General features: G+C 68.2%; 20 protein-coding genes. 7 read left to right on the plus strand and 13 right to left on the minus strand.

Annotated elements, in window-relative coordinates; all coding sequences use genetic code 11:
• The first annotated feature begins 12 nt into the window (after positions 1-12).
• Together DWV11_RS15465 and DWV11_RS15470 are read left to right on the plus strand one after the other, a co-directional pair.
• The gene (locus tag DWV11_RS15465) at positions 13-519 is read left to right on the plus strand and encodes a GNAT family N-acetyltransferase (protein ID WP_115789811.1); all 507 of its coding nucleotides are present in this window, start codon (positions 13-15) and stop codon (positions 517-519) included.
• Between the two features lie 164 nt (positions 520-683).
• Positions 684-1,304 (plus strand): dihydrofolate reductase family protein, encoded by a 621-nt coding sequence (locus DWV11_RS15470; protein ID WP_115789812.1) that lies wholly within the window; start codon positions 684-686, stop codon positions 1,302-1,304.
• Here the strand turns inward: DWV11_RS15470 and DWV11_RS15475 are convergent.
• The 4 genes from DWV11_RS15475 to DWV11_RS15490 form a co-directional block, all read right to left on the minus strand.
• Positions 1,301-1,573, minus strand: a complete 273-nt coding sequence (locus DWV11_RS15475) for a hypothetical protein (RefSeq protein WP_136017921.1) — start codon at positions 1,571-1,573, stop codon at positions 1,301-1,303. The two genes, DWV11_RS15470 and DWV11_RS15475, sit on opposite strands and share 4 nt — an antisense overlap.
• A 218-nt stretch (positions 1,574-1,791) precedes the next feature.
• Positions 1,792-2,367, minus strand: a complete 576-nt coding sequence (locus DWV11_RS15480; RefSeq protein ID WP_115789814.1) for a DinB family protein — start codon at positions 2,365-2,367, stop codon at positions 1,792-1,794.
• Between the two features lie 53 nt (positions 2,368-2,420).
• Positions 2,421-3,806: an aspartate aminotransferase family protein gene (locus DWV11_RS15485; RefSeq protein ID WP_115789815.1), complete on the minus strand. Its 1,386-nt coding sequence runs from the start codon at positions 3,804-3,806 to the stop codon at positions 2,421-2,423.
• 86 nt (positions 3,807-3,892) lie between these two features.
• Positions 3,893-5,383, minus strand: a complete 1,491-nt coding sequence (locus DWV11_RS15490) for a CoA-acylating methylmalonate-semialdehyde dehydrogenase (protein ID WP_115789831.1) — start codon at positions 5,381-5,383, stop codon at positions 3,893-3,895.
• 120 nt (positions 5,384-5,503) lie between these two features.
• Here DWV11_RS15490 and DWV11_RS15495 point away from each other — a divergent pair, with 120 nt between their 5' ends.
• Complete coding sequence (locus tag DWV11_RS15495) at positions 5,504-7,243, plus strand: PucR family transcriptional regulator (RefSeq protein WP_115789816.1); 1,740 nt, start codon at positions 5,504-5,506, stop codon at positions 7,241-7,243.
• Positions 7,244-7,292: 49 nt separating this feature from the next.
• The gene (locus DWV11_RS15500) at positions 7,293-7,859 is read left to right on the plus strand and encodes a dihydrofolate reductase family protein (protein WP_115789817.1); all 567 of its coding nucleotides are present in this window, start codon (positions 7,293-7,295) and stop codon (positions 7,857-7,859) included.
• Here DWV11_RS15500 and DWV11_RS15505 read toward each other — a convergent pair.
• From DWV11_RS15505 to DWV11_RS15520, 4 genes are all read right to left on the minus strand, one after another.
• Positions 7,856-8,278: a CBU_0592 family membrane protein gene (locus DWV11_RS15505; protein WP_115789818.1), complete on the minus strand. Its 423-nt coding sequence runs from the start codon at positions 8,276-8,278 to the stop codon at positions 7,856-7,858. The genes DWV11_RS15500 and DWV11_RS15505 overlap by 4 nt on opposite strands.
• A 192-nt stretch (positions 8,279-8,470) precedes the next feature.
• Complete coding sequence (locus DWV11_RS15510) at positions 8,471-9,310, minus strand: sugar phosphate isomerase/epimerase family protein (protein WP_115789819.1); 840 nt, start codon at positions 9,308-9,310, stop codon at positions 8,471-8,473.
• Positions 9,307-10,533 carry a dihydrodipicolinate synthase family protein gene (locus tag DWV11_RS15515; RefSeq protein WP_115789820.1) on the minus strand — a complete coding sequence of 409 codons (1,227 nt, stop codon included), beginning with the start codon at positions 10,531-10,533 and terminating at the stop codon, positions 9,307-9,309. The genes DWV11_RS15510 and DWV11_RS15515 overlap by 4 nt, the downstream gene beginning before the upstream one ends.
• On the minus strand, positions 10,533-11,702 hold the full coding sequence (locus tag DWV11_RS15520) for a Gfo/Idh/MocA family protein (RefSeq protein ID WP_115789821.1): 1,170 nt from the start codon (positions 11,700-11,702) through the stop codon (positions 10,533-10,535). The genes DWV11_RS15515 and DWV11_RS15520 overlap by 1 nt, the downstream gene beginning before the upstream one ends.
• Positions 11,703-11,888: 186 nt before the next feature.
• On the opposite strand from DWV11_RS15520, the gene DWV11_RS15525 reads away from it, so the two are divergent.
• Entirely contained in the window at positions 11,889-12,965 is a 1,077-nt protein-coding gene (locus DWV11_RS15525; RefSeq protein ID WP_115789822.1) for a LacI family DNA-binding transcriptional regulator, read from the plus strand.
• A gap of 4 nt (positions 12,966-12,969) precedes the next feature.
• Here DWV11_RS15525 and DWV11_RS15530 read toward each other — a convergent pair whose 3' ends face one another.
• On the minus strand, positions 12,970-13,743 hold the full coding sequence (locus DWV11_RS15530; protein WP_115789823.1) for a sugar phosphate isomerase/epimerase family protein: 774 nt from the start codon (positions 13,741-13,743) through the stop codon (positions 12,970-12,972).
• Positions 13,744-13,873: 130 nt separating this feature from the next.
• On the opposite strand from DWV11_RS15530, the gene DWV11_RS15535 reads away from it, so the two are divergent.
• Entirely contained in the window at positions 13,874-15,601 is a 1,728-nt protein-coding gene (locus tag DWV11_RS15535) for a helicase HerA-like domain-containing protein (RefSeq protein ID WP_210725769.1), read from the plus strand.
• A gap of 193 nt (positions 15,602-15,794) precedes the next feature.
• A complete protein-coding gene (locus DWV11_RS15540) occupies positions 15,795-16,823 on the plus strand; it encodes a hypothetical protein (protein WP_115789825.1) in 1,029 nt (342 codons plus the stop codon).
• Between the two features lie 79 nt (positions 16,824-16,902).
• On the opposite strand, the gene DWV11_RS15545 is transcribed toward DWV11_RS15540, so the two are convergent.
• The 4 genes from DWV11_RS15545 to DWV11_RS15560 form a co-directional block, all read right to left on the minus strand.
• On the minus strand, positions 16,903-17,148 hold the full coding sequence (locus DWV11_RS15545; RefSeq protein WP_115789826.1) for a hypothetical protein: 246 nt from the start codon (positions 17,146-17,148) through the stop codon (positions 16,903-16,905).
• Positions 17,149-17,422: 274 nt separating this feature from the next.
• Positions 17,423-19,408 carry an NHL domain-containing thioredoxin family protein gene (locus DWV11_RS15550; RefSeq protein WP_115789827.1) on the minus strand — a complete coding sequence of 662 codons (1,986 nt, stop codon included), beginning with the start codon at positions 19,406-19,408 and terminating at the stop codon, positions 17,423-17,425.
• A complete protein-coding gene (locus DWV11_RS15555; protein ID WP_115789828.1) occupies positions 19,408-21,600 on the minus strand; it encodes a bifunctional copper resistance protein CopD/cytochrome c oxidase assembly protein in 2,193 nt (730 codons plus the stop codon). The genes DWV11_RS15550 and DWV11_RS15555 overlap by 1 nt, the downstream gene beginning before the upstream one ends.
• A gap of 142 nt (positions 21,601-21,742) precedes the next feature.
• The gene (locus DWV11_RS15560) at positions 21,743-22,027 is read right to left on the minus strand and encodes an HU family DNA-binding protein (RefSeq protein ID WP_070350644.1); all 285 of its coding nucleotides are present in this window, start codon (positions 22,025-22,027) and stop codon (positions 21,743-21,745) included.
• Between the last annotated feature and the right edge of the window lie 432 nt (positions 22,028-22,459).

The following is a 22,459-nucleotide window of genomic DNA, read 5'->3' on the forward strand; positions in this document are numbered from 1 at the left end:
GAAAGGAAGACCATGACCGCAACGCCAACCCGGCCGACGTCGGGCGTGAAGGTCCTCAGCCTGCCCATGCACGATCCCCGGGTGAAGCCGCTCCTGGACGAACTCGCGGTCGAATACTCCACCCGCTACGGGAACCTGTTCGGCAACGTCCAGGACGAGCTGCGGCGTTATCCAGCGGAGGAGTTCGCCGCGCCGCACGGGGCCTTGCTGATCTTGCAGGAGAACGGCGAATCGGTGGCCGGCGGCGCATTCCGCCGCTACGACTCCCACACGGCGGAGCTCAAGCGGATCTGGACGCATTCCTCGCACCGCCGTCGGGGGCTGGCCCGGCTGGTCCTCGCCGAACTGGAGGCCGAGGCCGTCCGCCGCGGCTACCGACGGATCTACCTGACCACCGGACCGCGGCAGCCCGAGGCAAAGAACCTCTACCTCGCCACAGGCTACGCTCCGCAGTTCGACCTCGACGCCGACCCCGAGGAGATCAAGCACCTCGCCTTCGTGAAGAGGTTGGGTCAATAAAGAAGCTGGGTCAGCGCGCGGCTGCTGCGTTGAGGGCTCACTTGTGGCGGGTTTTTCCCGGGGAAAGCTCCGCCCTGTTGTCTCGCCGTGCGTTGTGTGCCAGCCTCGGAGTGATCCGGCCGATCCGATGACGGGTGGCCGGGAAACAGGCGAAGGAGCATGGCATGGGACTGATCCACATCGACTTGTTCACCACGCTCGACGGCGTCGCGCAGGCGCCCGGCGGGCCGGAAGAGGACACGGACGACAGCTTCGCGTTCGGCGGCTGGCAGGCCCCGCTCATCGACGACGTCGTCGGCGGGCAGATCGCCGAAGGCATGGAAGGGATGGACGCGCTGCTGCTGGGGCGCCGCACCTATGACATCTTCGCCTCGTACTGGCCACACCAGAGCGGCTTCATCGCGGACCTGTTCAACCGCATCCCGAAGTACGTGGCCTCGCGCCTGGACCCGGACCTTGAATGGGCCGGGTCCACGCTGCTCGGTCCCGATGTCGTAGCCGCCATCCGGGAAGTGCGCGAGCGGCACGAGAACGTCCACGTGATCGGCAGCCTGGACCTCGTGCAGACCCTGTTTTCGGAGAAACTTTTCGACCGGCTGAACCTCTGGGTGTATCCGATCCTGCTCGGCCGCGGGAAGAAAGTCTTCGCCGACGGCGTGGTTCCGAGCAGACTCAAGCTCATCGAGCCGGTGGTCGCCTCACCGAAAGGTGCGGTGATGCAGCGCTACGAACTGCTCGAGGGGATACCCGGTACCGGGGACATGTCGAAGGTTGTGGAGGGCTAGGCCCGCCCTGCTTCGAAACGCCGAAGATAGAGGTACGTACCGACAAAGGTGATCAAACCAAGGACAGGTCCTGCCCAGAGGGCTATCGGCGAGCCGTGGACGAGAACCGCTGCGCCGCCAAAGACAGCACCCAGGATGCCGGCTCCAGGGCTGGCTGTGGCAAGTTTCCCTTGGATTTCCCGACGGATCTGGCGGTAATGGACGCCTTGCATGACGACGAACAGAATGAAGGCAACCACCATGATCACCGACCAAGGCGGGTCGGTCATTGCCACAACGCTGATGGTCACCCCGAAAATGGCTGACAGGGGCAACCAGGAGTTTCGAACCATTCGGGATCCCCAATAATTTCCAGGCATCGACCTGCCTGCTGAGCAGCTGCGCTGAACACCCGTTACAGGGCACCCAGTGCAGGTCACGCTAGAGGCCTCAATCATTCCGGTGCAAGTCACGCCGGGAGACGATCCCACCGGCCGCATTCCGGAGCTTACTTCCCAGCCTCCCGCGCCGCCGCTTCGATCCGGGCACGGTGCAGGGCCCATTCCTCGGCGCTGCGCCCGGTCAGGTTGGGATCGCCCGGCTTCCCTGCTGAACCGTCGATCAGTTCACGCAGGATGTCCGCATGCCCGAGGTGCTGTGCCGTTTCGGAGATCATGTGGACGAGGATCCTGTGCAGCGTCACGTTCCGTTTCTCCTCCGACCACCACGGCACGACGCCGGGCGCATCCAGAGGCAGTTCGTCGATGGTGGCGTCGCTGTGGGCGGCGGAGAAGTGGTGGAGTTCGACGACGCTCTCCAGGGTCTCCTCCGCCGGAACCCACAGGTCGGCGTCGGGCTCGGCCCCCTCGGCCAGCCAGGGAAGGGTGCGGCCGCTGGGCCGGCCGAACACCTCGCCGAAGTAGTCCAACTGCACGCTGGCCACATGCTTCACCAGGCCCAGGAGATTGGTGCCGGTGGGGGTCATGGGCCGGCGGATGTCGTACCCGTTCAACCCGTCCAGCTTGGCCAGCAGGTCCTTCCGCGCGACGCTCAGGTAGCGGTGCAGCGTGGCTTTCTCATCCATGGCCAGACTCTACCGGCGCGGAACCTGGCCGGCCATCGCTGGCCGGCCATCGCTCAGCCGGCCATCGCCGCATCGGCCACATCCAGCGCACGGTCGATCACGGCGAGCGCCTCGCGGAGCAGCTCGTCCGGAATGTTCAGCGGCGGCACCACGTGGATGCGGTTGAAGTTGGCGAAGGGCAGCACGCCGCCGGCCTTGATCTCCGCGATCACGGCGTTCATCCCGGGGCTCGATCCGCCGTAGGCCGCCAGCGGCTCGCGGGTTCCGCGGTCCCGTACGAGTTCGATCGCCCAGAACACGCCGGAGCCGCGGACGTCGCCGACGCTCGGGTGCTTGGCCTTCATCGCTTCCAAGGCCGGCCGGATGACCTCCTCGCCGAGCCGGCGGGCGTTCTCCACCATCCGTTCGTCGCGCATCGTTTCGATGGTGGCGACGGCGGCGGCGCAGGCGAGCGGGTGGCCGGAGTAGGTCAGGCCGCCCGGGTACACGCGCTGGCGGAAAGTGTCGAAGATGTCGTCGGAGATGATCACGCCGCCCAGCGGAACGTAGCCGGAGTTGACGCCTTTGGCGAAGGTCACGAGGTCCGGGGTCACGCCCCAGCGGTCGAAGGCGAACCATTCGCCGGTGCGGCCGAAACCTGCCATGACCTCGTCGGCGATGAACATGATGCCGTACTTCCGGGTCAGTTCGCGCACGCCCTCCAGATATCCGGCCGGCGGGGCGTAGATCCCGGCGGTGCCGGGTACCGACTCCAGGATCACCGCGGCCACGTTCACAGGGCCTTCCAGGACGATCATGTCCTCGAGGTGCTTGAGCGCGCGTTCGGTCTCCTCGGCCTCGGTGGCGGAACCGAAGTAGGAGCGGTACAGGTAGGCGGGCAGGAAATGGACCACGCCGGCGTCGCCCGCATCGTTCGGGACGCGGCGCGGGTCACCGGTGACGTTGACCGCCAGGTCCGTGCCGCCGTGGTAGCTGCGGTACGCGGAGAACACCTTGCGGCGTCCGGTGTGCAGTCGCGCCATGCGGATGGCGTGCTCGTTCGCGTCCGCGCCTCCGTTGGTGAAGAACACGTGGTTCAGGCCTTCCGGCGCCAGTCCGGCGATGAGCCGGGCGGCCTCGGAACGGGCATCGTTGACGTGCTGCGGCGCCACGGTGCAGAGTTTGCCCGCCTGGGCGTGGATCGCGGCGACCACGCGCGGGTGCTGGTGGCCGATGTTGGTGTTGACCAGTTGGCTGGACAGGTCGATGAACCTCCGGCCCTCGCCATCCCATACCTCGGCACCGGCGGCCTTGAGGATGGTCATGGGGTTGAGGGTGTCCTGCGCCGACCAGGAATGGAACACGTGGGCCCGGTCCAACTCGTGGGCCCGGCGGCCGGCTTCGATTTCTTCGGCAGTGGGCGGGATGGTCTCCACGCCGGGGAGCGTCTCGATGCTCATGGGATAAGCCCTTTTCTGTGTGGTGAAGCGGGAGGAGGACGACGACGGCGGGTGGCCGCCGCCGTCGCCCCGTTACCCCAGGCGGTTCAGGAGTTGGTGGGGAAGCCGAGGTTCAGGCCGCCGTGGCTGGGGTCCAGCCAGCGGGAGGTGACCACTTTGCCGCGGGTGAAGAAGTGCACGCCCTCGCTGCCGTAGGCGTGGGTGTCCCCGAAGAGGGAGTTCTTCCAGCCGCCGAAGGAGTAGTAGGCCATGGGCACAGGGATCGGCACGTTGATGCCGACCATGCCCACGGTGACCTCGTTCTCGAAGCGGCGGGCCGCGCCGCCGTCGTTGGTGAAGATGGCGGTGCCGTTGCCGTAGGGGTTCGAGTTGATCAGCTTGAGCCCATCGTCGAAACCGTCCACGCGCACCACGGAGAGCACGGGGCCGAAGATCTCGTCCCGGTAGATGCTCATCTCCGGGGTGACGTTGTCGAAGAGGGTGGGGTTGAGGAAGAAGCCTTCACCCTCGGCATCCGGGCTGGGCTTGCGGCCGTCGATCACCACGGTGGCGCCGGACTCGATCCCTGCGTCGATGTACCCGGCCACCTTGTCGCGGTGGGCGGCGGTGATGAGGGGGCCCATGTCGCAGCCGCGGGTGCCGTCGCCGATGCGGAGCGTGTGGGTGCGTTCGGCGATCTTGGCCACCAGTTCGTCCGCGATCGAATCGACGGCGACCAGGGCGGAGATGGCCATGCAGCGCTCGCCGGCGGCACCGAAGCCGGCGTTGACGGCGGCGTCGGCGACCAGGTCCAGGTCCGCATCCGGCAGCACCAGCATGTGGTTCTTGGCGCCGCCCAGGGCTTGGACGCGCTTGCCGCTGGCGGTGCCGCGTTCGTAGACGTACTTGGCGATGGGGGTGGATCCCACGAAGGAGACGCTGGAAACCTCCGGGGAGTCCAGGATGGTGTCCACGGATTCCTTGTCACCGTGCACCACGTTGAACACGCCGTCGGGCAGGCCGGCTTCCTTCCAGAGGGCGGCCAGCCAGTTAGCGGCTGTGGGGTCCTTCTCGCTGGGCTTGAGGACGATCGTGTTGCCGGCGGCGAGCGCCACGGGGAAGAACCACATGGGCACCATGGCAGGGAAGTTGAACGGGGAGATGATGGCGGCGACGCCGAGCGGCTGGCGGACGGAGTGCACGTCCACCTTGGTGGAGGCGTTCTCGGTGTAGCCGCCCTTGATCAGGTGCGGGATGCCGCAGGCGAACTCCACCACTTCCTGGCCCCGGGCGATCTCGCCGAGGGCGTCATCCAGGACCTTGCCGTGCTCGGCGGTGATGATGGCGGCAAGCTCGCCCTTGCGGGCATTCAGCAGCTCGCGAAAGGCGAAGAGGATCTGGACGCGGCGGGCCAGGGAAGTGTCGCGCCAGCCCGGGAAGGCGGCGGCCGCGGCGGCGATGCCCTCTTCGGTGGTGGCCTTGCCCGCCAGGGCAACGCGGGCGGTCACCTTGCCGGTGGCGGGGTTGGTCACGTCGGCGAACCGGGCGCTGTCGCCTGCGGTGGTGCTGCCGTTGATCCAGTGTTCGATGGTCTGCAAAGGAGGGGTTTGCATGGGAGTCCTTTCACGAAGTGTGCTGACTCCATGGTCTGGTCTGACAATCCCCGCATGCACTTGACATGTTGTACCTAATTTCAGGATCAGAATTACACTGTGTCCATGTCCTCGCCGTCCATGTCCTCGCCGTCCGCCCAGCGCCCCTTGACCGTTCGGGATGCCCTCTCGCTGCCGCCGCTCCTGGCCGGCGCCCCCGAAGTCCTGGCCGGCGACGCGGAGCTCGACCGGACGGTCCGCTGGGTGCACATCGCCGAGGAGGCGGACACCAGCTCCCTGCTGGAGGGCGGCGAACTGGTCCTCACCACCGGCCTCGCCTTCCGCCACTCCCCCGAACTCACCGCCGCCTTCCTGGCGCGTTTCCACTCGGCGGGTGCGGCCGCCGTCGTCGTCGAACTGGTGGACGACGACGGCGCACCGGACAGTGCGGCGATCGACGTTCTGCGATGGGCGGCACAGTCCGCGGCCGTGCCGCTGGTCCTGCTCACCCGGCGGACCCGCTTTGTCCAGGTCACGGAGGCTGCGCACCGGGCCCTGATGGACCGGCAGGTGGTGCGCCTGGAACGGGCCCGGCAGGTCCACGAAGTTTTCACGGCCCTGGGCCTGGAAAATGCCGGGGAAGGGGACATCGTCCGGACCACGGCGGAACTGTTGGGCAGCCCCGTGGTCTTCGAGGACCCCGCCCACCTTGTACTCAGTTACGCTGCACAGCAGGAGAACCCCACCCGGTTGCTCGAGGATTGGACGGAGCGTTCCCGTTTTGTCGGCTACCTCAACCAGACAGGGTTCGCTGCCGGCGGCGAGCGCTGGCTGCAGACCCCGGTGGGGGTGAAGGGGCAGCGCTGGGGGCGGCTCGTGGCTCCCGCCGTGGCACCGCCCGCAGCAGCGGAAAACGCCCCGGCTTCTGCCGCCGATTCTGCCCCGGCGGGCGGCGGGGAACCCGCCGGTTGGGACCTGGCGGACGCCCTCCAGGTCCTCGAGCGCGCAGGCCAGGCACTTACGATGGCGCGCATGGCCGGCCGGGACCGTCGCGAGCTGCTGTTCCAGGCGCGGGCCGGCCTGGTGCAGGACCTGCGCCAGGCCTCGCCGCCCAGCGAAGAGGAAGCCCTGGCACGGGCTGGAGCGCTCGGCCTGTCCTCCGCGGCAGCCTACGTTCCCGTGGTCGCCCGGCAGGACGGCGGGACCGACCCCTCGGACGCCACCGCGGTGCAGCTCCGTGAACGGGCGTTCCTTGATGCCCTGCAGGACTGGTCGCGGCAGGAGCGGCAGTCGATCCTCGCCGCCAGCCTCCGCGCAGGCTCCGTGGCCATCCTGCTCCCCCTGGCTGCACTGGAGTTGGAAGATTCCACGCTGCACCGCCTGACCGCCGGGGCCCGGACCCCCGGGGCCCGGACCTCCGGGGTGGGCTGGACTTTCGGGGTGGGCAAGGCGGACCGTTCCCTGCTCCGGGCGGCCCGCGGCCTGGACGACGCCGACCAGGTAGCCGAGACCGCGGCCACCCTGGGCTCGCGGAACCGCCCGTTCTACCGCTTCGGGGATGTCCGGCTCCGGGGGCTGCTGTCGCTCCTGGGTGATGACTCCCGGGTCCGGTCGTTCGCGCAAGCGGAGCTGGGGCCGCTGCTGGAACCGCTCGACAAGGAAGGCCTGGCCCTGCTGTCCGCCTACCTGGACTACGCCGGCAATATGTCCGCCCTGTCACGGGCCCGGAACATCAGCCGGCAGGCGCTGTACGCGCGCATCCGAAAGCTGGAAGACCGGCTCGGTTTCTCCTTCGACAGCGCCGAGTCCCGGTCCTCCTTGTCGGTCGCACTCCTGTGGCACAACCTGCACCGCGTCCAGGGCTAGCACTCGATACGGCATTCAGGAGGGAGCCGGAACGGCGTACCCTCGGGTCATGGCCAAGCTGATCTACACCGCCATCATGTCCCTGGACGGCTACATCGCCGATACCGAAGGCAACTTCGACTGGAGCGCCCCGGACGAGGAGGTCCATGCTTTCGTCAACGAGCTCGAGGGGCAGGCCGGAACGTACCTACTCGGCCGCCGGATGTACGAGGTCATGGCGTGGTGGGAGGACCTGGACACCTCCGGCGAACCCCAGGCCATCAAGGACTACGCCGGCATCTGGCACGCGGCGGACAAGATCGTCTACTCCACGACCCTGAAGCAGCCCTCCACCGCGAGGACGCGGATTGAGCGGACGTTCGACGCCGGCGCCGTCCGTGCGCTGAAGGCCTCGGCCGGGCGTGAGCTCTCCATCGGCGGCGCCGAGTTGGCGGGGCAAGCGGTCAAGGCGGGCCTCGTGGACGAGTTCCGCTTCTTCCTCAGCCCGGTCACGGTGGGCGGGGGCAAGCGTTTCCTGCCGGACGGCGTCGGGCTCAAGCTCGAACTGCTGGAGGAGCGCCGCTTCGGCAACGGCGTGGTTTACGTCAACTACCGGAACCCGGGAGCTACACCCTAGGTCCGCACCTTGTAGTCGAGGGTCAGCTCGTCCCCGGGCAGCCGGGGCCAGCCTTCGGCGGGCACCGGCACCAATGGCACCGACGCGGTCACCACGGGAACAGGGTGCGCAGGTGCCTGCGGCGCAGCGGCTTCCACCGGTGCGGCTTCGGGGGCCTGCGCGGCCCGCGAGGCAGCACGCTGCATCCGGACGAGGGCCACAGCGGAGATCACGAACCAGGCGACATTGGTCACCACGGACGGCCAGGCACCGTAGTAGGAACCGTTGACGATAAAGGCGACGGAGCCCACGAGGTTCGCTGCCTGGAAACGCCGGCCGGCCCGCAGCCAGCCCATGGAGACGGAGAGGTACGAAGCCAGGATCGCAACTGCGCCGCCCCACCCTGCGATGTCCAACCACAGTCCCACAATGTTGTCCATTTCCGGCGCAGGATCCGCTCCCTCGCCCGACACCACTTCCCCCAGGAACGGAAGTGCGACACCGATAAGAAACGTTCGAAAAATGAACGCTACGATCAATGCTGAGGGCTCTCCCTGCCCACCGTCAAGTGGCTCGGAAAGAGGCATCGATCACACGGGGCCGCACCCCCGCAAGCCGGCGCTGAAAACGGCTCACGCGTGCGGCAGGACCAGCTCCGCGTAGCGCTCCTTCATGGTGTCCAGCACAGCGTTGCCGTCGGCGTCCCAGATCTCCCGGTTGAAGATTTCCACCTCGATGTCGCCCGTGTATCCGGCATCCCGCACCCAGCCACCGATCGTCGCGAAGTCGATCACGCCGTCGCCCATCATGCCGCGGGACAGCAGGGCGTCAGCGGCGATCGGTACGTTGAAATCGCACACCTGGTACGAAGCAATCCGTTGTTCCCGCCCGGCGCGTTCGATCTGCGCCCGCAGCTCCGGATCCCACCACACGTGGAAGGTATCCACAGCCACGCCGACGGCGTCCGCGGAGTATGGCGCCGCGAGATCCAGCGCCTGCCCCAGCGTGGAGATCAGCGCCCGGTCCGCGGCGTACATCGGGTGCAGCGGCTCGAGGACCAGCCGCACGCCGTGCCCGACGGCGAACGGAACCAAGTCCTCGAGCCGGTCCGCCACCCGCTGCCTGGCCGCCACCACGTCCTTCTCGCCCGGCGCGAGGCCCCCGACGACGAGGAACAGTTCGCGCGTGTCCAGCGCCTCGGCTTCGAGGACGGCGTCGCGGTTGTCGGCGAGCGCAGCCGCCTGGCCTTCGGCATCGGCCGCAGTCAGGAATCCGCCGCGGCACAGCGAGGAGACGCGGAGGCCTGCGTCCTTGATCAACGCGGCGGCCTTGTCCAGGCCGGCCTCGTGCACGCGGTCCCGCCACGGCCCGATCGCCGGGATACCGGCCCGGACACAGCCGTCCACGGCCTCGGCGAGGGTCCACTTCTTGGTGGTGGCCGTGTTCAGGGAAAGCCTGCTGAGGTCACTCATGCTCCCACCCCGTTGATCCGCAGGAAGTCGGACATCCGGAAGGCGGCGAGCGCGGGATCGCGGAGCAGCCCGGCCTGGTCCGCCAGTTCGAAGGTACGGGCCAGGTGGACCACGGACCTTCCGGAGTGCAGGCCGCCCACCATCTGGAAGCCGGCCTGGTTGCCGTTGAGCCAGGACATGAAGGCGATGCCGGTCTTGTAGTAGAACGTCGGCGCGCTGAAGATGTGCTTGCCGAGCTCCCTTGTCGAATCCAGGATGGCGCGCGCTTCCGCGGCGTTGCCGGCGTCGTAGTTCTGCAGGGCCACCGAGGCTGCGGGGTAGATCGCGGCGAAGATGCCCAGCAGCGCGTCCGAGTGGCGCGAGCCATCGCCGTCGATCAGTTCCGGGTAGTTGAAGTCGTCGCCGGTGTAGAGCCTGACGCCGGCCGGCAGCTGGGCCCGCAGCGCCACCTCGTGCGCGGCGTCCAGGAGCGAGACCTTCACGCCGTCCACCTTGTCCGCGTGCTCGCGGATGAGGCCGAGGAACGCTTCGGTGGCCTGTGCCACGTCGTCCGAACCCCAGTACCCTGCGAGCGCGGGGTCGAACATGGTGCCCAGCCAGTGCAGGATCACGGGCTGGTCCACTTCCTGCAGCAGCGTGCCGTAGACGTGCAGGTAGTCCTCGGGGTGCCTCGCAAGGCGGGCGAGGGCGCGCGAGGCCATGAGGATCACCTTCGGACCGGCTTCGGACACGACGGCGATCTGCTCGCGGTACGCGTCAAGCACGGCTCGGAGGCCGGAGGCGCCTTCGGGAACGGCCGAGAGGTCCAGCTGGTCGGTCCCGGCACCACAGGCGACAAGGTCGCGGACGGACTTGCCCGCCGTCGCGCCCTTTCCGGAAGCATTTCCGGCGGCCACCACGGAGGCGGCCTCGGCGCCGGAACGCTTGATGAGCTGCTGGGTCGCCGCCCAGTCCAGGCCCATGCCGCGCTGGGCGGTGTCCATGGCGTCGGCTACGCCCAAGCCATAGGACCAGAGCTCGTGCCGGTAGGCCAAGGTGGCGTCCCAGTTGAGCTGCGCCGGAGCTCCGGGGGTGTTGTCCGCAGTGGCTTCGGGAATCACGTGCGCCGCGGCGTACGCGCGCCGGGACCCCAGAGGCGCGGACGGCCTGGCCCAGGATGTCGCGGGACGGACCGTGTAGCGGCGGGTTACGCCGTCGGCGTCGGGAAGGATCAGGGAGGTCATCAGAGTACGACCTCCGGGATGTCGACGGTGCGGCGCTCGTCGTTGGACTGCTGGCCGAGCTCGGCCAGCTGCACGCCGCGGGCTGCGGAGAGCAGGCCGAAGCGGTGCTCGCGGCCGGCGACGACGTCGCGCAGGAATTCCTCCCACTGCAGCTTGAAGCCGTTGTCCAAGTCCGCGTTGGCCGGAACGTCCTGCCACTGGTCACGGAAGGACTCGGTGACGGGCAGGTCCGGGTTCCAGACCGGCTTGGGCGTGTGGGCGCGCTGCTGCGCGACGCACTTGTTCAGGCCGGCGACGGCGGAACCGTGGGTGCCGTCCACCTGGAACTCCACGAGTTCGTCGCGGTAGACGCGGACGGCCCAGGAGGAGTTGATCTGGCCGACGACGGCGTCCCCGCCGGGGGTCTCGAGTTCGAAGATGCCGTAGGAAGCGTCGTCAGCCGTGGCCTGGTATTCCTTGCCGGTTTCGTCCCAGCGGACCGGGATGTGGGTAGCGGTCTTGGCGGTGACGGACTTGACCTTGCCGATGATGCCTTCCAGGACGTAGTTCCAGTGGCAGAACATGTCCGTGGTCATGCCGCCGCCGTCTTCCTTGCGGTAGTTCCAGGACGGGCGCTGGGCTGCCTGCACGTCGCCTTCGAAGACCCAGTAGCCGAACTCGCCGCGGAGGGAGAGGATACGGCCGAAGAAGCCTTCGTCCACCAGGCGGCGCAGCTTCACGAGGCCGGGAAGGTAGAGCTTGTCGTGCACGACGCCGGCGGTGACCCCGGCCTGCTTGCCGATCCGTGCCAGTTCGATCGCTTCCTCGAGGGTTTCCGCCGTGGGCTTCTCGGTGAAGATGTGCTTGCCGGCCTGCATGGCCTTCTTCAGGGTGGCTGCGCGCAGGCTGGTCATGGAGGCATCGAAGATGACGTCCACAGCGGGGTCATTGATCACCGAGTCCAGGTCCGTGGTCCATCCGGCGATCTTGTGCTTCTCGGCCAGTTCGCGGATCTTGGCTTCGTTGCGGCCCACCAGGATCGGCTCCACCTGGACGCGGCTGCCGTCCTCCAGGGTGAAGCCGCCGGCGTCACGGATCGGCAGGATCGAGCGCAGCAGGTGCTGACGGTAGCCCATCCGGCCGGTGATGCCGTTCATGGCAATCCGGATTGTCCTGGTTTCGAAACCCATGTGTCCTCCAAAGTTCTCGGGGCCGTCCGCCGCTCTGCGGATCGCGATGCTGACCGGTGGAAAGCGCATTCCCACTTGTTCCAGTGTGCATGCGGCGAGCGCCCTTGGCAAGCGCTTTCCCGAACGGCCCTCAAAACTGCCATAATGGGCGGAGATCCCCCGCGACCCCTGAGGAAAGGAAGACCCGTGGCCGCAAGTACCCTGGCCGAAGTGGCAAAACTCGCCGGCGTCTCCCCCGCCACGGCCTCGAGGGTCCTCAACGGCTCGGCCCGGACCCCTGGTGCAGGCATCGCAGAACGCGTGCGGCAGGCCGCCGAATCCCTCGGGTACGTGGCCAACGCCCAGGCGCAGGCCCTGGCCAAGTCGAGTACGGGTCTGATCGGGCTGATCGTCCACGACATCGCGGACCCCTACTTCTCGGCCATCGCCCAAGGCGTCCAGTCCGCGGCGCGCCAGGAGCGCCGCATGGTCCTGCTGGCCACCACCGATGGCACTCCCGCCGGGGAGAAGGAGGCTGCCGCGGCTTTCGCCGCCCGGCGGGCGGACGCGATCGTCATCGCCGGCTCCCGCTCAACCCGGGCGGAGGACTCTGCCGCCAACAGCGAACTCGCCGCAGAACTCGAACGCTACTGCCGCAACGGCGGCCGGCTCGGCGTCGTCGGGCAGGGAATCATCGGCCTGCCGGACATGGCCGGCTACCGCACGCTCCCGGTGCCGAACGAGGAACTCGCCCGTGAGTTGGCCGCTGCACTTGCCGCCACGCACGAAGGACCATTCGTGGTCGTGGCCGGACCGGACGGCCTGGCCACCTCCGACGAGCGGGTCCGCGGATTCCAGGACGGCTTGGCAGGTGCCGGTCGCCCCGCAGCCGAGGTGCTGCATACCGCCTTCAGCCGCAACGGCGGTTTCGACGCCGGCACTCAGCTCGCTGCGCGCCTCGCCAGCCGCCCCACCGACCGGGGCGAGCCGCCCTGCATCTTCGCCGGCAACGACGTCATGGCGATCGGGATTGTCGCGGCACTGCGCAAACAGGGCCTGTCGGTTCCCGGGGACGCCGCCGTGGCCGGCTTTGACGACATCGAATGGCTCCGGGATTTCCGGCCGGAACTGTCCACGGTGGGCCTGCCCCTGGATGACATCGGCCGGCAGGTGACGCTCGGCGCCCTGGCCGATCCCTCCGCAGCGAACCCTGCCGCCTCCGGCATCACCGGGACGGAGATCACCGGGACGGTGCGCCTGCGCCGAAGCACCGAGGGCGCCTAAGCTCCTACCGGCCCGCGCCGATCCATCGGCGCAGCGTCGCCGCGTCACTACGGAGGCTCTCCGGGCTGTCGTCCGCGACGAACTCAAGCATCACGTCCAGGTCCCGGCCGCTGCCGCTCGCGAGCTCGAGCGCCTCGCGCCACAGTCCCTCACGGGCGCCAAGGGGCAGTCGCTCGGCCTGTGGCCACCAGGAAAAGCAGTGGATGCCCATGAGCGGCCCGATCAGGCTCCGGAGGGCGTCCAGCGCCCCGGCATCGGAAACGCCGACGGCGGGCTGCCAGTACGTGCCGACGTTCGGCCGGTCCACCCGGTCCAGAAGCTCCAGGGTTCCTTCGACGGTGGCGGTCAGGGAGCGGTTGTGAAACTCGAAGGCGAGCTCGACACCCTGGCCGGCCGCAAGGTCGGCGATCCGCCGGGTGTCCTCCACCACCGCATCCCACGTGCCGGCGTCGGCCTCGTGAGGCTCAAGGCTCCCGGCCCAGATCCGCACCCGCGGGGCCCCGATGCCGGCGGCGAGGGCCAAGGTGGGCCCGAAGTCCCCGAAGGTACCGGCACGGTAGTAGGAACCGAGGGAGAAGACCCGGAGCCCGGCGTCGGCACAGGCCCCTTTGGCCCGGGCGGCCGCGTCGGCATCCGGGACGTGGACGTCACTGCCCCATTCGATGCCGGCCAGTCCGGCCTCCGCGGCAAGCGCCACCACGTCCTCCACGCTGTGCGAGCGGAGCGTCACCGAGCACAGGCCCGGGCTTAGGGCGCCGTTCAGGGCGTCAGGGGCCATGGTTTGCCTCGCAGTCTCTCGGGGGCTCGTGGACGTCTGCTCCCACGTTAGTGGGAATGCGCTTTCCAGGCAATCCTCGCTTCCCCGCCAATCCCCGCTTCCCCGCCAGTCGCAGGGCTAAGCTGTGCGCATGGCCAACAAAACCGCTGCAGAGAAACTCGCCACCATCCAGCAGGGCTACACCCTCGAAGGCGCCACCATCGAACTCGGGGCAGCCATTGTGGACGGCGAAGTCCACAAGGAAGCACAGGTCCGGCTGCCACTGTCCATGATGAACCGGCACGGGCTCGTGGCAGGCGCAACGGGCACCGGCAAGACAGTCACCCTGCACATGATCGCCGAACAGCTCTCCACCGCCGGGGTCCCCGTGTTTCTCGCGGATATCAAGGGCGACCTCTCCGGCCTGGCCACCGCGGCAACTGCCAGCGAGAAGCTCACCGCCCGCACGGCGAGCCTTGGTCAGGAATGGTCGGGCAAGAACTTCCCGGTGGAGTTCCTGGCCCTCGGCGGCGACGGCAACGGCATCCCCGTCCGGGCCACTGTCACGTCCTTCGGCCCCATCCTGTTGTCCCGGATCATGGAACTCAACGACACCCAGGAATCCAGCCTCCAGCTCATCTTCCATTTCGCGGACCAGAAGGGCCTTGAGCTGATCGACCTCAAGGACCTGCGCGCGGTCATCCAGTTCCTCACCTCGGACGAAGGCAAGGCCGAACTCGAAAACCTCGGCGGGCTGTCCAAGGCGACCGCCGGCGTCATCCTGCGCGAACTGGTGGGCTTGGAGGCGCAGGGCTTGGAGAGATTCTTCGGCGAACCCGAGTTCGACACCGCGGAGCTCCTGCGCACCGCCCCGGACGGCCGCGGCGTCATCAGCTGCCTGGAACTTCCCACCCTGCAGACCAAGCCGATGCTGTTCTCCACCTTCCTGATGTGGCTGCTCGCGGACCTGTTCGAGGACCTCCCCGAGACCGGCGACCTCGACAAGCCCAAGCTCGTCTTCTTCCTCGATGAGGCCCACCTGCTGTTCAACGGCGCGTCCAAGGCCTTCCTCGAAGCCATCACCACCACGGTCCGGCTCATCCGGTCCAAGGGCGTAGGCATTTTCTTCGTCACGCAAACCCCGAGGGACGTTCCGGCCGATGTCCTGGGACAGCTGGCCAACCGCGTCCAGCACGCCCTGCGCGCCTTCACCCCGGAGGATGCCAAGGCCCTGAAGGCCACGGTTTCCACGTTCCCCGTGAGTGACTACGACCTCGAGGAGACCCTTACCTCGGCCGGAATCGGCGAGGCCGTCATCACGGTCATGAACGAACGGGGCGCACCCACACCGGTGGCATTGACCCGGCTGCGTGCCCCGGAATCGGTCATGGGCCCCAGCACCGAAGACCTCGTCCGGAGCGCCGTGGCGTCGTCGTCCCTGCTGGTCAAGTACGGCACTGCTGTGGACAACCTTTCCGCCTACGAGAAACTCACCGGCCGCGCCGCCGCCCCCACCGGTGATGCAGCGCCCGGGCTGCCTCCCGTGCCCGCCAGCAGCGATCCCAACCTCATCGATGCCGAGGCCCGCCGTATCGAGGAGGAAATCCTCGGCCGGCCCAGCAGCCGGCCCGCCCCGCAGGCTCCCCCGGTGGACTTCCCGCCCGCGCCCATCCCGGAGTCCCGGCGTTCCGGAACAGCGACCTCTGGAACCCGGACTTCCGGTACACCGAACGATGGCGGCCAGCTGGGCGACCTGGCAGGAGTCCTGGGCGGTGCGCTGGGCGGCGGCCTGAAGAGCATGGCGCGCTCGCTCGGAACGCAACTGGGCCGCGAACTCATGCGGGGCATCTTCGGGACATCCTCCCGCCGGAGGCGCTAAAAGGCAGTCCCGGAAGCTTCATATTAAGCAGGCATCTTCCCCTGACGCCGGACGCCGGTTTCCGGTGGTGCCGCCCGCCGCGCTCCCCCGGCCAAAGCGCCCGGCGCCGGGGCAGCAGCACACGGTGCAGGCCGCCGTCGGGGGCTGGAATTTCCTGCTTTTCAGGGCTGAGGAACCCCAGCGATTCGCTGTTATGGGTGCCTTGGCAGGTAACGTAAGGGACGTGCAGCTCAGTCAAGCCTTCGTCAGGACCGCAGCCAAATGGCTGCTCGGTCTGATGCTTGCTGTCGCCGCATGCATCGTTGCAATCAACGTGATCAGCAACTCCGTGGCCAGTCCGCAGCAGCCCGTCCGCGACTATCTGGACGCCTTGAAAAGGGGCGACGGCGGCGCGGCGCTGGGCCTGCTGAAGGCCTCCGTCCCGGCCGGAAACGCGGCCATGCTGGACGGCACCGCGCTGCAGACCGCGGCCTCGAAGGTGTCCGATGTCCGGATCGGCCAGTCCCAGTCCCGCGGCGGGAAGCGGGTCATGGTTCCCCTCGACTACACGGTCGACGGCAACGAACTGCACAGCGAGTTCCTTCTCGAGCGCACGGGCACGGAATGGCTGTTCTTCGGCCGCTGGGAGTTTGTGCCCTCGTCACTGCCCACCATCGACGTCACCGTGGTGAACGCCAGCGAAGCCAATCTCAACGGTGTCCCGGTGAACCTGCCCGACGGCCGCGGCAGCTTCGCAGTGTTCTACCCCGGCCAGTACGAGGCCAGCCTCAGCGAGCAGTTCTTCACCGCCATCCCCGTCCACACCGCGGTGACCAGCAACGATTCCGGCCAGACGCCCCTGAACCTGCTGACCCGGACCACTGACAGCATGAACGATGCCGTGGCCTCGAAGATCAAACAGTACCTGGACGATTGTGCCGAGGAAGCCACGAAGCAGCAGCGCCTGCAGCCCGACTGCCCGTTCTACCACGTGACCAACAGCCCCATCGAGCCGGGCACCATCAAGTGGAAGATCACGCAGTACCCGAAAGTCAGCATCGAACCGTTCGCCGGCGGCTGGGCTGTGGCCCCGCTCAACGGCAAAGCACGGGTGACCGCCAAGCAGATCGATCTGTTCACGGGCCGGGTCAGTAACCTCAACGAGGTCCTGGATTTCAGCTTCACCACCCGCCTGGACATCGGCGAGAACAGCATCGCGGTGGTCCCGCAGGTCAGCTACTAGGCGCTGCGGGCTGAGTGGCCCAATTCTCGGGACGTCGATCCCGCCGGCTGGAGCCCGACGGCGTCACGCGGCCCTGGGGTCACGCGGCCCTGCCGCCCCAGGCTTTCCTTCCCCGGACAAGGACCGATAACACCTGGGCCACCATCTTCGCCGGTGCATACACGACGTCGGCATGCGCTTCGACGTGGATCCCTGCCATCCGGAAATAAGTACGGGCCAGGACTTCCGTCAGCGATTCGGCGCCGGAGCCCACCCACCGGAGCAGGTCTCGTGCCTTGCCGTTGCGGTTACCGGGAAGACGGTCCCTGAGGAATCCGATGGTCACAGGTCGGCAACTGGCGCTTCACGATCAGATCCACCCGCTCCGCCGGGGCCTCCGGTAGGGCATAGACACCCTTTGCCGGCTGGGGCACCCCCTGCGAACCGCCTGGCGCAGTTGTGGATCGCTGACGCCGAGCCTCCGGAGGACAGGAAAGCGTCACGCCAGTCAGGTTTTCACCCGGTCCGTCTCAGGGGAACCCCGGAAATCCGGGGATTCGGACCGGAACTCCGGTGCAAAACCTGTCTGGCGTGACGCCTCATCACCCAAGCGGAGCCGCTCAGTCCATTCCGCGCAGGTCCAGCACCAGGTCGGTGTCACCGTCGGCCTGCAGGACCACCGGGATGCCCCAGTCCTGCTGATAGAGGTGGCACGCGGCGTGGTCCGGGATTTCGCCGTCCTCGGTCTCGGGGCCGTCGCAGGCCGCGGCGCGGGCCGTGATGTGCAGGATACCCTCGGCCACCTCGGAGGACAGTTCCAGCGTGCGCAGCAGGCCCACGGAGGTGCCGCCGCCGGACACCAGCAGCTCCGGCGGGGTGGAGGAGATCTTCAGCTGTGTGGGGTCACCCCAGCGGTCGTCCAGCTTCTGGCCGGTGGGCGCGGTGAAGCGCACCGTGAGCTCGAGGTTGCCGGGGGCCACAGGGCTCTTGGGCCGGTGGGTCTGCGACGCACCCTCGTCCACCTGCTGGGCTTCCTTGGGGATCGGGACCAGGACCAGCTGGTGCTTGTTGGACTCCACCACCACAAGGAGCGGCTCGCCGCCGTCGGGATGGACCACGACGACGTCGCTCGGCTCGGCGAGGCCGCGCGCCAGGGTGGACACGGACTTCGCCGCGGGGTCGTAGCGGCGCACGGCACCGTTGTAGGTGTCGGCGACGGCCACGGAGCCGTCGGGCAGCACGGTGACGCCCAGCGGGTGCTGGAGGCGGGCCTCGGCGGCCTCGCCGTCACGGAAGCCGAAGTCGAACAGTCCCTTGCCGACGGCGGATTCCACGGTCACGCCGGACTCTCCCAGCACCAGCCGGCGCAGGGCGGAAGTCTCGGAGTCGGCCACCCAGATATCCCCGGCGGGGTCGACGGCGACACCGGACGGCTGGGCGAACCAGGCTTCCTCGGCGGGACCGTCCAGAAGCCCTTCCAGGCCGGAACCGGCCAGGATGGAGACCTCACCGGAAACGGGCTCGAAGGCGAAGATCTGGTGCGTGCCGGCCATCGCGATGACCACGCGCTGCAACTTGTCGCTCCACACCAGGTCCCACGGCGAAGACAGCGAAACCCCGGTGCCGAGGCCGAGCACGCCCACGTCCACGGCGTCGCCGGCGAAATCGGCCGGACCGTCGTGGTGCGCGGAAGCAGCCGGAGCAGCCCATTCGGCGGTACCGGTGGCGCTCACCCGCGCGGGACCGGCGTCGAGCAGCCGCTGGATGCCGTTGCCGGCCACGGTCTGCACGTAACCGGAGCTCAGGGTGACACCGCGGAGGCGGTGGTTCACGGTGTCGGCCACGACGGCGTCGTAGCCCAGCTTCCAGGCCAGTTCGGACGGCAGCACGGCCACGCCCTGCGGCTCGTTGAACTGCGCAAGTTCGGCCTGGCCGTCCAGGTAGCCCTTGGTGCCGGAGCCGATCACGCGCTCCACGGTCTCAAGGTCCGGACGCAGCTCCACCAGGCGGTGGTGGCCGGAGTCGACCACCAGGTAGTTGCCGTTCTCCAGCGCCGTGGCCTTGCCCGGGAAGCGCAGGGTGCCCGACGTCGGAACCGGCGCCACATAGGGTCCGTCGCCGCGGTGCAGGGTGCCCTTGGCCTCATGCTCGGCAACGAGCTCCTCCAGGAGCACGCCGAGGCCGCCGGAGTGGCCTTCTCCGGACAGGTGCGCCACGATGTAGCCCTCGGGGTCCACGACCACCAGGGTGGGCCATGCACGGGCGGTGTACGCCTTCCAGGTGGCAAGCTCCGGGTCGTCCAGCACGGGGTGGTGGATTTCGTAGCGTTCCACGGCAGCGGCCAGGGCTACGGGATCGGCCTCATGCTCGAACTTGGGCGAGTGCACGCCCACGGTCACCAGCACGTCCGAATACTTCTCTTCAAGCGGGCGCAGCTCGTCCAACACGTGCAGGCAGTTGATGCAGCAGAACGTCCAGAAGTCCAGGAGCACGATCTTGCCGCGCAGGGCTTCCAGGTCCAGGTTCTTGCCACCGGTGTTGAGCCAGCCGCGGCCCACCAGTTCGGAGGCCCGGACCCGCAGTTGGGTGCGTACGGTTTCGCTCATCAGCGTCCTTCCAGCGTCGTGTCGGAGTCGGCCTGCTTGGCGGGCCGGTGTCCAGGGTTGTCTTGTGCAAGCTTGGCATCACGGTCCGCGAGCCTGGCAAACATGTCGTTGTAAGCGTTCAACTCGGCGTCGTTATTCCGCTCGGCCGCGCGGTCCTTCCGCCGGGTCTCGCGCTCATCGGAGCGGGACCACATGACCGCGACGCCGATCGCCACCAGGAGCGTAGGCACTTCGCCGATGCCCCAGGCCACGGCGCCGCCCACCTGCTGGTCCGCGAGGGCCGATCCGCCCCAGGTGCGGCCGAGGTTGCCGAAATAGTCCGCGGCGAGCAGGCCGGTGCCGCCCATGATGGACACGCCGAAGAAAGCGTGGAAGCCCATCGTGGCCAGGAGCAGCAGGAGCCGCATGGGGTACGGCGCCCGGCGTGGCAGCGGGTCCGTGCCGATCATGGTGAGCACGAAGATGTACCCGGTGAGCAGGAAGTGCAGGTTCATCAGTTCGTGGCCCACGTGTTCGCGCATGGCCCAGCCGAAGGCGTCCGAGTAGTAGAACAGGACGATCGATCCGGCGAAGTTCGCAGCGGCGAACAGCGGGTGCGTCACCAGCTGCGAGAACTTCGAGTGCACGAACACCAGCAGCCACTCGCGCAGGCCCCGGGAACCGTCGCCCCGGCTGCCTTCGCCGCGCGCCGGAAGGGCACGCAGCGCCAGGGTCACAGGCGAACCCAGCACCAGGAACAGGGGCGCCACCATGGTCAGGGCCATATGGTCCACCATGTGTATGGAGAACAGCACCATGCCATACACAGCCAGCGGCCCGGAGGTGATGTACGTCAGCGCCGCCAGGCCCAGGAGCCACACCACGGTGCGCAGCCAGGGCCAGGAGTCGCCGCGGCGGCGCAGCTTGGCGACGCCCAGGAGATAGGCCACGGCACCGAAGACCGCCACGGTCACCCAGATCCAGTCGAAGCGCCATTCGCTGAACATGCGCGCCGGCGTCAGTTCCGGCGGCAGTTCATAGCCGGACAGGATGAACGACGGCGACGCGTCCGGCGCGTACGTCGTCGGCTCCGGCGGTGCCGAACGGCCCAGCGCGACGGCAAGTCCCGACGTCGCGCCCATCACCAGCAGTTCAACGAGGACAAGCTGCCAGAGCACGCGCCGCACAGACTTCCCGCCCCGGCCGAGCTGCGGAATGACCCAGCGGCGGTGCATGAGGCCGACGGCGCCCAGGAGCAGCGTGGCGGTCGCTTTGGCCAGGATCAGCTGCCCATAGGCCGAGCCGATGAGCTCCTGGAAGGTGGTCACCCGGATGCTCGCGTTGACGACACCGGAAGCGAAGACCAGGAAGAAGGCGAAGCCTGCGAGGCTGGAGAAACGGCGGAGGGTCTGTTCGGTGGCGTCCTTGCCGCCGGAGGCCTTGCCGCCGGAGGCCTTGCCCAGGATGCCCGAAAGCACCGCGAGCATGATGATGCCGCCCACCCAGGTGGAGACGCCCACCAGGTGCAGGCCGAGGGAGTTGATGGCGCCGCCGTGGTCGCTTGAGCTGGAAGAGTGTCCGATGAGGGCGGTCGGCACCAGGCCGACGAGCGCCAGGACCAGCGTGCAGGCCAGCCCTGCCAGGGAGCGGACGCCAAAGAGGATGGTGGTGACCACCGCGGCGATGATAGTCACCGCGAGCCAGGCTTTGCCGGTTTCGATGTCGGTCATGAAGTAGACGAGCGAGCGCGTGAACTCCGCATCGCCCGAAACGCTCTGGCCCGCGATGTCCGCATAGCTGAACACCAGTACCGCGACGGCGGAGAGGGTCCAGACGGCGCCCGCGGCGGCTGCGACTGCCAGTGCGCGGGTGAAGGCCGGGTGCTCGGGCGCCTCTTCGTCCTTGCCGCGGTGCCCGGGAAGGTGGCGGGGGAGGATCCCGACGGCGAAGATCAGCCCGCCCACCACGGTCGCCAAGGCAATGTTGTGGATCGCCTTGCTGACCGGCAGGCCCCAGCGGACAAGGGCCCCGGGATCGGAGACCTGGCGGGCTCCTGCGGCGCCCGAGAAGAGCAATGCCGCGGCCAGGGCAAGCAGGAGCACTCCGATGCCGGCCAACTGCCACGGAAGCGGGATGCCGTTTGCCGCCGCCGCACCGGCCCCTGCCTTGGGAGCGGGTTGGGGGGCTGCGGAGGAGTTTCTTGCTTGGGGCACCCATCCATTGTCCGCCAACCCCGCCGAGGCCGCGAATCGGCGGCGGTGGCCCGGGGCCAGGGGCTGGTTAGATCGCGCCAGGTAAATACAGAAGGCGGCAGGCCGTAAGCCTGCCGCCTTCAAAGGCGTTCGCCGAAGTGCCTTACTTCTTGGCGACAGCAGCCTTCAGCTTGGAGCCGGCGGTCAGCTTGACGCTGTGGCCTGCTGCAATCTGGATGGTTTCGCCGGTCTGCGGGTTGCGGCCGGTGCGTGCGGCGCGGTCGGTGCGCTCGATGGCGAGCCAGCCCGGGATGGTGATCTTTTCGCCGGCGGCGACGGAAGCCTCGAAGACCTCAAAGAGGGCGTCGAGAACGCCGTTCACGGCAGCCTGGCTGGTGCCAGCCTTGCCAGCAACCTCTGCAACCAGTTCGCTACGGTTCTTAGCCATTGTTGTCCTCCTGGACTGTACGAGTCTGGAGCTCACGCGCGGTCTGCGCACGAGCCACTGTTCGAAAACTTACCAGCTTGGGTCCACACGGCCAGCAAATTCCGCGTGTTTCCGCGCTTTTTTGACCAAATTCACTGGATTTCCGGGGTTTTGAGGGGTTGGGGGAGCGAAGCAGGCTGCGGCACCGCTTCGGCGGCAGCCCGCGTGGCCGTCCGACGGCGGTTGGCGGAGTGCGCGACGGCGGCAGTTGGACTCGCGCGACGGCGGCAGTTGGGCTCGCCCGCGTTCCCGGCCATGCCTCGGGTGCAGCCGGGACTGCCGGGGCAGTTCCTTCGTGGCGTCTTGGCTTTTAAATGCGGGAGGCCCCCGAACGGTGTTCGGGGGCCTCGACCTGTAATGGTTGTCCGGCGGTGTCCTACTCTCCCACACCCT

It is taken from the genome of Arthrobacter silvisoli (genome assembly GCF_003369445.1).
Classification (GTDB): Bacteria; Actinomycetota; Actinomycetes; order Actinomycetales; family Micrococcaceae; genus Arthrobacter; species Arthrobacter silvisoli.